General features: G+C 67.0%; 8 protein-coding genes and 1 pseudogene. 5 read left to right on the forward strand and 4 right to left on the reverse strand.

Translation table 11 applies throughout. The annotated features are described in order from the left end of the window. Positions 1-168: 168 nt before the first annotated feature. The 3 genes from KUF83_RS18860 to KUF83_RS18870 are packed head-to-tail and all read left to right on the forward strand — an operon-like array spanning position 169 to position 3,283. Complete coding sequence (locus KUF83_RS18860; protein ID WP_217455893.1) at positions 169-1,662, forward strand: APC family permease; 1,494 nt, start codon at positions 169-171, stop codon at positions 1,660-1,662. 1 nt (position 1,663) lies between these two features. Beyond that, positions 1,664-2,095 carry a universal stress protein gene (locus KUF83_RS18865; protein ID WP_217455894.1) on the forward strand — a complete coding sequence of 144 codons (432 nt, stop codon included), beginning with the start codon at positions 1,664-1,666 and terminating at the stop codon, positions 2,093-2,095. A 48-nt stretch (positions 2,096-2,143) separates the two neighbouring features. Next, complete coding sequence (locus KUF83_RS18870; protein ID WP_254644053.1) at positions 2,144-3,283, forward strand: recombinase family protein; 1,140 nt, start codon at positions 2,144-2,146, stop codon at positions 3,281-3,283. A 314-nt stretch (positions 3,284-3,597) separates the two neighbouring features. Here KUF83_RS18870 and KUF83_RS18875 read toward each other — a convergent pair whose 3' ends face one another. Both KUF83_RS18875 and KUF83_RS18880 read right to left on the reverse strand, forming a co-directional pair. Beyond that, complete coding sequence (locus KUF83_RS18875; RefSeq protein ID WP_217455895.1) at positions 3,598-4,563, reverse strand: hypothetical protein; 966 nt, start codon at positions 4,561-4,563, stop codon at positions 3,598-3,600. 188 nt (positions 4,564-4,751) lie between these two features. Next, positions 4,752-5,318: a hypothetical protein gene (locus KUF83_RS18880; RefSeq protein WP_217455896.1), complete on the reverse strand. Its 567-nt coding sequence runs from the start codon at positions 5,316-5,318 to the stop codon at positions 4,752-4,754. A gap of 489 nt (positions 5,319-5,807) precedes the next feature. Here KUF83_RS18880 and KUF83_RS18885 point away from each other — a divergent pair, with 489 nt between their 5' ends. Further along, complete coding sequence (locus tag KUF83_RS18885) at positions 5,808-6,179, forward strand: hypothetical protein (protein WP_217455897.1); 372 nt, start codon at positions 5,808-5,810, stop codon at positions 6,177-6,179. A 2-nt stretch (positions 6,180-6,181) separates the two neighbouring features. On the opposite strand, the pseudogene KUF83_RS18890 reads toward KUF83_RS18885, so the two are convergent. Together KUF83_RS18890 and KUF83_RS42810 are read right to left on the reverse strand one after the other, a co-directional pair. Further along, positions 6,182-6,947 (reverse strand): annotated as a pseudogene (locus KUF83_RS18890) (IS5 family transposase). 55 nt (positions 6,948-7,002) lie between these two features. Beyond that, on the reverse strand, positions 7,003-7,590 hold the full coding sequence (locus tag KUF83_RS42810; protein WP_308403051.1) for a replication initiator: 588 nt from the start codon (positions 7,588-7,590) through the stop codon (positions 7,003-7,005). On the opposite strand from KUF83_RS42810, the gene KUF83_RS18900 reads away from it, so the two are divergent. Then, positions 7,507-8,418 (forward strand): transposase family protein, encoded by a 912-nt coding sequence (locus KUF83_RS18900; protein WP_217456010.1) that lies wholly within the window; start codon positions 7,507-7,509, stop codon positions 8,416-8,418. The genes KUF83_RS42810 and KUF83_RS18900 overlap by 84 nt on opposite strands. Positions 8,419-8,475 lie beyond the last annotated feature (57 nt).

An 8,475-nucleotide genomic window follows, 5' to 3' on the forward strand; every position in this document is an offset into this window, starting at 1 on the left:
GCCTCGGTCCCCCCTCTCCGCCGCCGCTCGTACGACCACGCACCGCCGGTGCCGACACACCCGTCGGCGCGTACCCGGGTGACATGCGTATCCAATCGAGCCTCAATGGCGTAAAACACACCACAACGCCCTGTTGTATGAACGCACGCACAACCGGAGCGAGGGAACATGACCAACGGCATTCCGGACGCCCGCCCACCCGTCGGGTTGAAGGCCAACGCGATCGGGTTCGTCGACGCACTCGTCATCGGCCTCAACTCCACCTCCCCGGCGTACTCGCTGGCGGCGGTCATCGGCCCGATCGTGGCGCTCGTGGGCATCTACGCCCCCGGCGTCATGATCGCCTCCTTCGTGCCGATGCTGCTGATCGCGTCGGCGTTCTACTACCTCAACAAGGTCGACCAGGACTGCGGCACGACCTTCTCCTGGGTCACCCGGGCCATGGGACCGTGGGCGGGCTGGCTCGGCGGCTGGGCCATCGCGATGACCGGCGTCCTGGTGGTCGGCTCGCTCGCCGACGTCGCCGTGAGTTTCGCGCTCCTCGCCTTCGGCCTCGACAGCTGGGCCGACAACGACTTCGTACGCCAACTGCTCGCGGTCCTGCTCATCCTCGTGATGACAGCCGTGTGCGTCGTCGGCACAGAGGTCTCCGCCAAGGTGCAGAACGTCCTGATCCTCGCGCAGGTCGTCTGTCTGCTGGCCTTCGTCGTGGTGGCGCTGTACCGGGTCTACGCCGGCACGAGCACCTTCGATTCCGTCGAACCGTCCCTCACATGGCTGGACCCCTTCGGGGCCGGCGGCGCGACGCTGACGGGAGCCCTGCTGCTGGGTGTGTTCATCTACTGGGGCTGGGAGTCCGCGGTCAATCTCACCGAGGAGGTCAAGGACTCCGCCACCGCTCCCGGCAAGGCAGGCATCTGGTCGACGGTCGTCCTGCTGGTGACCTATCTGTCGGTCGGTTTCGCGGTCGTGGCCTATGCCGGGCCGGCGTTCCTCGCCGAGAACGCCGACGAGGAGGAGTTCATCTTCGCCCTGCTCGCCGGCGAGGTGATGGGCGGCTGGGACTGGGTCGTACTGCTCGCGGTGTCGACCTCCGCCCTGGCGTCGACGCAGACGACGATCATCCCGGCGTCGCGTACCGCACTGTCCATGGCACGTCGTCACGCGCTGCCCGCGCACTTCGGACACATCCACCCGCGGTTCCGTACACCCGACGTGAGTACGTGGTGGGTCGCCGGCATCGCCATCGCCTGGTACCTGGTCGTCAACCAGATCAGCACCAACGCCCTCTTCGACTCGCTCACCGCGTTGTCACTGCTCATCTCGTTCTACTACGCCCTCACAGGGGTCGCCTGCGCGGTCTACTACCGCCGCCATCTGACCGAGAGCGTCCGCCACTTCGTCCTCATCGGCCTGGGCCCCCTGGCCGGCGCGGGACTGCTGGCGTGGCTGCTGGTGGAGTCGGTCTCCGACATGTCCGACCCCGCGAACTCCTACAGCGGCGTCTCGTGGTTCGGGCTCGGCCCCCCGCTCGTCATCGGTATCGGGATCGCCCTCACAGGGGTGGTCCTCATGGCCGTACGGCGGCTGATGTCACCGCTCTTCTGGTCGGAACGCCCCGGTGTGGCCGACGCCGACCTCGTCCACGGCAAGGAGTTCTGAGATGTCGGTTGTCCTCGGATACGACGAGTCCCCCGGCGCGGCTCGCGCGCTGCGGGTCGCGATCGAGGTGTCCGCCGCGTTCGACGAACCCCTCGTGCTGGTCTACGGCGCCGCGGCCCCGGGAGCCTTGGGCGAGGAGTATGGGGCGCACCACGCAGCCGTCCGTGAGGCAGGGCGCCTCGCGCTCGACCACGCCGTCAGGGCGGCCGACGAGGCCGCGGTACGGACGACGGTCGAGATCATCGACCAGAAGCCCGCACAGGCGCTGATCGACGCCGCGGCGCGCCACGCGGCGCGGGTCATCGTGGTGGGCAGCTGGGGCGAGAGTCCGATGCGCGGGGCCCTGCTCGGCTCGACTCCCCACAAGCTGCTGCACCTGTCGAGCGTCCCGGTCCTCTGCGTACCGACGGAACAGCCCGGTGCCACAGCGTGACCGCTCCCACGACGACCGATGTCATACCGGGCTCGTACCGTGTTCGGCATGAGCCGACCCAAGTTAGGCAAGGCCACCATCACACCGGGCGAGCCTGCCGCGATCTACTGCCGCATCTCGCACACCAAGGACGAGGATCAAACCGGAGTCGACCGGCAGGAACGCATCTGCCGGGAGATCGCCGAACGGCTTCAACTCCGTGTCGAGTCAGCCCACACCTACGTGGACAACAACCGCTCGGCTTGGCAGCGCAACCGCAAGCGGCCGGGTTGGGACGAGATGCTCAAGACGACGGGGGACGGGGACATCCGGCATGTCATCGTCTACCACCCCGACCGCCTCATGAGGCAGCCGCGGGACCTCGAAGAACTGCTCTCCATAGCCAACGACAAACACATCCTGCTGCGCGGCGAGGCGAACCGGCGCGATCTGTCGGACCCCGACGACCGGTTCATCCTCCGCATCGGGGTGGCGCACGCGTGCCGTTCCTCCGACGACACATCACGCCGTTTGAAGGACGCCCTCAAGGACAAAGCCCGCGAGGGCAACCCTGACGTGGGCAATCGCCCGTACGGCTACACCAGGGACGGCCGCGCGATCGTCGAGGAGGAAGCGGAGATCGTCCGTGAGGTCTACCGCCGCTACTTGGACGGCGAGTCACCGAACCACCTGGCCCAGGATCTCGCCGCACGCTCCATCCTCACCTCCAAGGGCAAGACCTGGAACCCCGAGAACGTTCGCCATCTCTTGTCGTCCCACTTCGTGGCCGGCCTGCGATTCCACCTGGGCGAAGAAGTGGCCGTCGGGACGTGGCCCGCCATCATCGACCGAGGCCAGTGGGACGAAGTTCAGCGGCTCCGGGAGTATCGCGCCCAACAGCACAGAAACACGAAGAAGCGGCCGCCCAGGAACTACATCCTGCGCGAGGTCGCCACCTGCGCTTGCGGCGTACGCATGGCAGGCACGAACGCCGGCCGGTACGCCTACTACCGGTGCAACCGTGCCGACGAGGTCGGCCAGCAGAAGTGCAATCGCGCTGTCGTGGCCGTACCTCTCGAAGCCTTCGTGCGAGACGTGGCGATCAAGGTGCTGACCAAGCTGGACACCACAGGCTACGAGCCCGCCACAACCACGCGGCCCCAGGCCGATGTTGCCGCGGACGAGAAGGACCGGGCGAAGCTGGAGTAGCTGAAAGTGCTGTGGCTCAACGATGACGACTCCACGACGGCCGACTGCCAATCCATGCGCACGCCCATCCTCAAGCGGATGAAGGAGCGACAGCGGAAGACCGTCAAACGACCGGTCGCCGCCCTGGAGGGAATCGCCGAACCGGACGCCGAAGCGAACTGGGAGAGGTTGGAGTGGGAGGAGGACTACGCACGCATGAACGCGATCTACCGATTTCGCCACGGTGGTCATCCGCCCGCCGACGAGGAAGGGCAGGGGGTTCGACACCGACCGGGTGGACATCAGGCCGAACCCGCTCGACTAAATGTGCCGACTCACCAGATGGGTACCAAGGAACCGCGCTCGGCGAAGTCGTGGCCTTCTTCGGGCTGGACGATAAAGACCCCGGATCCAGGCGGGTCCTCAACGGATGTTCTGCGGATGCGAGCCGTCCACTCAGGGGTGGGCCATCGTGTGTTGCTGTCCCAACGGATCCCTGCAAGATCGATCTCAACAAGATCCACGGCAGTGAGGTCAGCGCCGACGAAGTTAGTTGCCGCGTCGGTCAGGTTTCCGTGAGCCTTGATGCAGTCACGAGCAAGGTCGTGGGCTTGAACGGGGTCGTGGGCGGGATCGCTGTTACGGGCTAGGTCGGGGGGGCGGACGAGGTCGCGAACGCGGGCGAGGGAGGAGGCCGGGTCACGGGCGGGGTCGAGGATTCGGGCAAGGTCGCGGGCAAGGTCGCGAATAGAGTCGCGGACGGGGTCTACGTCGTGGATGAAGTCCCGGGCACGGTCGCGGCGGACGACGAGATAGCGGACGCGCTCGTCGGCGGTGAGGGTGTAGGTGTAACAACCGGTGCGGCGGGCGTTCAGGTTGCAGATGAAGTCGCGGACGCGGATGGGGACGAGGTAGCGCACACGGACGCGGGGGACGCGGCGCGCACAATCGAGGGCGTAGTCGAGGTCGCGGACTAGGTCGCGGGCGCCATCGAGGTTAAAACCGCGGGGGAGAGGGCGGCCGAGAGCGCGGCCGAGGGCCCGAGCGAGGGTGAGGTCGCGAACGAGGTCGCTGACGTGGTCGCGGTCGCGAGCGAGGGCCAGAGCTAGGTCGCGGTCGCGGGCACGAGCCAGGTCGCGGTCGCGGGCACGAGCTACGTCGCGGTCGAGAGCTAGGTCACGGTCGAGAACTAGGGCGGCAGTCTTCAGGAAATCCGCGGCTTTCAGAAGGTCCTCGCGACGCCGGAGCCGCTCTTGCGGAGACGTGGTTTTCCAGCGAGCCGTCACGTCCGCCAGGCTCATACCCGTCACGCCGTCCTTGGCTGGAATCTCACCAGGACGAGGAACACCCAGAGCCGGAGCGGGAGGAGACGTAGCAGAACTCTTCGGCGCCGACATCAGGCTGGAAGCGTTCGGAGGAGGCCGGAAACCGGGGGAACGACGTGAAAGCACGGCCAGGACGCGGCCCACGAAGGAGTCGGCAGCGATCATCACGCCACACCTCCTCCGCTCGTCGGATCCTGCTGTGCGGCAACGCCCGTGACCGGCTGAGGATTCCCCGGTGGCGGGCTACCCGTCTGGGGCCCCGGCAGAGCGCCATTTACCTGCCCAGGGCCGGGCTGCTGCCCGTTTTGTTGGAGAGCCTGAGTTTGCTGCTGTGCCTCCTCCACAACTCCTCCCAGAGCAGCCCGACCCGCGCTCTTAACCATCAACGGCACCAGTGTGGTGATCTGCTGGACAGCCGACAGGGCGCCCAGCCCGATGAGGAACGCCACCAACGGATTCATGCTCTGCGGATAGGTGGCTGCCACGACACCAGTCAGAGCTCCGCTGACGAGCAGCCGCAGCACCCCGGCGACGCAATACGCCTTCCAACCGGGTGCGGGTAGGAGCTCCTCGCCAGGCCGCACATCAGATCGGCGCTGGGGCGGATCGATCGTGTCCGACTGAACGTTCCATGGCATCTGGCGGTGCCATCTGATGGACTTTATGACGTCGACGGCCTCCATCGCGGCGCCTCCGGCCGCTCCCAACACCGCCGCCATGAACCAATCCATGGTCCGAGGCTAGAGGTAACCATGCGGCAGCGAGGTAGTTCTGCGTAACCAACGTACAGAGACAGCACAATTAAGGGGTCCTTCCGTCCAGGGCCGAGGAGCCGTGCGAGTCGCGCAGCGCTCTGCGGCCCTATCCGGGTGGGGAACTTGGCCGCTTGGCGCTCGACGGCCCGAGCCCACTGCTCGCTGAGGCGTCTTGCCACCGGGGCGCCTCACGCTCTTCTCGGGCAAGCGCGCGGTTCGTGACGAGGTCTTCGGCGACGCTTGCGGCCAGAAGTGCGGCAGCGGTGTGTGTCCGGAGCCGACGTAGCGCCAGTGACTATCGGTGACCGCGTCGGGGATGTGGTGTGGCCAATGTGGTGGGCGCGTTCGGCGCGTAGCGCCGCGTATGTGGTCGAGTGGGCGCGGGATTTGGTGAGAATGAGCCCATTCCAACTTCAGGCGACAGCCAATCGGCGCTGTGTCATGGACGTCTGGTAGACCCTGGCTATGACGTTCTTGGCGGTGGTCGAGGGTGATGCGGGCGGATGGGGCATCGATCGGGGGGCGCTGACCGACGCGATCCGTGGCCGGTGGCCGGGGGTCGAGATCGACTCGCTGCACCGCAGCGAAGTGCGCAGCCTGATATGGCAGTTCGAGACGGAGAACGGCCCCGGTGAGGCGTATCTGCACGAGGACGGTACCTGCCTGTACATGGACGTCTGGCAGGAAGACGCCATCTGGTTGGCGATCGTCTTCCGCAGGCTGACACCCATGGACCTCGACCTGGTGTTCTGCGATGAGGGTTACAACTTCGACGTTCGTCTGCAGGCCGGGACGACCGAGGCCGAATTGACGGACTTGGTGAATACTGCGGGTTGATCTCAGCCGGTGGCAGCGAGCTGGAGTACCAGGACGGCTTGGAGGAGGCTGGTGATCCGGGTCGTCGAGCAGCGGAGTTTACACAGGAGGCGCCAGGACTTGAGGGTGGCGATGGCCTGCTCTACCAGTGCACCGGATCTTCGCATGGGACCGGTTGACGGCCTGCTGGCCGGTGGAGAGGCTGTCCCATCGGCCGCGGTAAGGGAGACGGACCGTGCCGCCTGCACCCTGGTAGCCCTTGTCTGCCCAGCAGGTGATGCCGGCCTCGGTGAGTGCCTTGATGATGCCGTGCTCGCGTGCGGCCCGGACGTCGTGGACGGCGCCGGCCAAGGCTGGTGAAGTCCACACCAGGCGCCCCTTCGGATCGGCCATGACCTGCACGTTCATGCCGTGCTTCTTGTGTTTGCCCGAGTAGAACGGGCGATCGGCGGCGATTCGGTCGATGGGCAGGAGCGTCCCGTCCAGTATCACGTACGCCTTCTTCGACGCCGCTCGTACGGCTTCGGCGAGGGTAGGGGCAAGGGCGGCCAGGAGGTTGACGGCCTCGGTGATGTATCGGTAGGCGGTGGTGGTGCCGATCTCGAATCTGGCCGCGAGCTGGGCGTAACGTTGTCCGTTGCGCAGGTGGGCGAGGGTGAGCAGGGCCTGCCGTCCTGCGTTCAGGCGCCGCCATCGGCTTCCGAGAGCGCCGCGGTGTTCCCTCGGGCGGGCGGCGAGGAAGCGCAGGGCAGAGGTGGACACGTCGACGCCGGACGGGTAGACAAGCATGCGAAGCCTCTGGTGGAGATGGTTCTCTTGGTCGAGCACCCACTTACCAGGGGCTTCATCTGTCTGTCAGCCCAACTGCCCGGCTGGCACGTGAGGTTGGAAAGGGCTCGATGTGTCCCCGGTAGCCGAGAGTGTGGGCCCAGGTACGCAGGCGCAAGGGTTCGTACTCGGGCAGGCCGCCGAGGCGCCAGCAGGTGCGCGGGAGTGCGCGTACGTGGTTGGTGACGCGTGCCGCGCCGACGTCGCTCCAAGTCGTGAGCCGGTAGTCGGTGCCGGCGCCTGTCTCGCTCGCTCCCTTGGTGACGTACTTGGCGACATACGCGGCCACGGCATCGTCATCCGGCCCGTGACCGTCGGCACGTAGGGGGCGAGCAGCCCGGCACGCGGCGACCATCACCCGCGTAGCCCCCGCCGATGTGAACCCCTCTTCCGGTCGAGCAGCGTCAACCGCCATGCCCGTACCAGCTCCCCTAACGAGCTCGTGCACGACAAGCGGTGAGACGACGTCGGGCCCGCGATGGTTGATCATGGTCGGGTGGTGGGGAACAAGATTCGTGCAGTGATCATCAGCAACCGTCGCATCACGGGCCTGACGGGCGATGTGATCGCTGAACTCGTAGCCGAGATAGGTCCGTTGTGGCATGAGCGTCACCAGGCCAAGCTGGCCTCCCGGCTGCGGAGGCGGGCCGTGGGCGGCGGGCCGAAACACCGCCTGGTGTTCGTCGACCGCTTGCTGGCCACCCTCGTCCATCTTCGGCACGGCGCCACCCACGACGTACTGGCCTGCTGGTTCGGCGTTGACCGCTCGACCATCACACGAGCTGTCAACGAGGTGCGGCCTCTGCTCGCCGAGCGAGGCTGCACCGTCAGCCCCGACGTGCGGCTGCGAACCCTGGCCGAGGTCGTCGACCACCTCGGCTCGAGCGGGACGACCGGCATCATCGACGGCACCGAGATCCGCGTCCGGCGACCCGCCGCAGGGCGCAAGGACCGGGACAAGTTCATCTCTGGCAAGAACAAGCAGAACGCCGTCAAATCCATGGTGGTCACGGACGGCGTTGGCCGCGTGCTGTGGTGCAGCCCCGCTCGTCCCGCGAGCTGCGCGGACATCACCCACGCCCGCCAGTTGGGGCTGGTCACGCTCCTGGCCGACGCGCCCGCGCTCGAGATCCTCGCCGACGCCGGCTACCAGGGCCTGGGCGCGCAGACCGGCGGCCGGGTGGTGACGCCCCCGCACCGTAAGTTCAAGAAGAACGCCCCGGACTGGTACGAGGAGATGTACGAGCGCCAGCGCAAGGCACACTCCTCGCGCCGTATCCGGGTCGAGCACGGCATCGCCCACCTGAAGAACTGGCGGGCCCTGGCCCGCCACCTCGGCCGCCGCGAGCACATGAGCGACAACGTCCAGGCCATCGCCGGCCTGCTGTCCCACCAGCAGACCGCGGACCTGCACTCGACACGGCAGACGTGAGCACGGGCCCCACCGAGGCTCTCGACGTCACACCGCTTGTCGTGCACGAGCTCGTTA

The sequence above is a fragment of the Streptomyces sp. BV286 genome (genome assembly GCF_019090165.1).
GTDB lineage: Bacteria > Actinomycetota > Actinomycetes > Streptomycetales > Streptomycetaceae > Streptomyces.

What these genes read in the sequence shown, in the direction of transcription:
- KUF83_RS18860 (WP_217455893.1), top strand. Translation starts at nt 169, where the DNA reads ATGACCAACGGCATTCCGGACGCCCGCCCACCCGTCGGGTTGAAGGCC.
- KUF83_RS18865 (WP_217455894.1), top strand. Translation starts at nt 1,664, where the DNA reads ATGTCGGTTGTCCTCGGATACGACGAGTCCCCCGGCGCGGCTCGCGCG.
- KUF83_RS18870 (WP_254644053.1), top strand. Translation starts at nt 2,144, where the DNA reads ATGAGCCGACCCAAGTTAGGCAAGGCCACCATCACACCGGGCGAGCCT.
- KUF83_RS18875 (WP_217455895.1), bottom strand. Translation starts at nt 4,563, where the DNA reads ATGAGCCTGGCGGACGTGACGGCTCGCTGGAAAACCACGTCTCCGCAA.
- KUF83_RS18880 (WP_217455896.1), bottom strand. Translation starts at nt 5,318, where the DNA reads ATGGATTGGTTCATGGCGGCGGTGTTGGGAGCGGCCGGAGGCGCCGCG.
- KUF83_RS18885 (WP_217455897.1), top strand. Translation starts at nt 5,808, where the DNA reads ATGACGTTCTTGGCGGTGGTCGAGGGTGATGCGGGCGGATGGGGCATC.
- KUF83_RS42810 (WP_308403051.1), bottom strand. Translation starts at nt 7,590, where the DNA reads ATGCCACAACGGACCTATCTCGGCTACGAGTTCAGCGATCACATCGCC.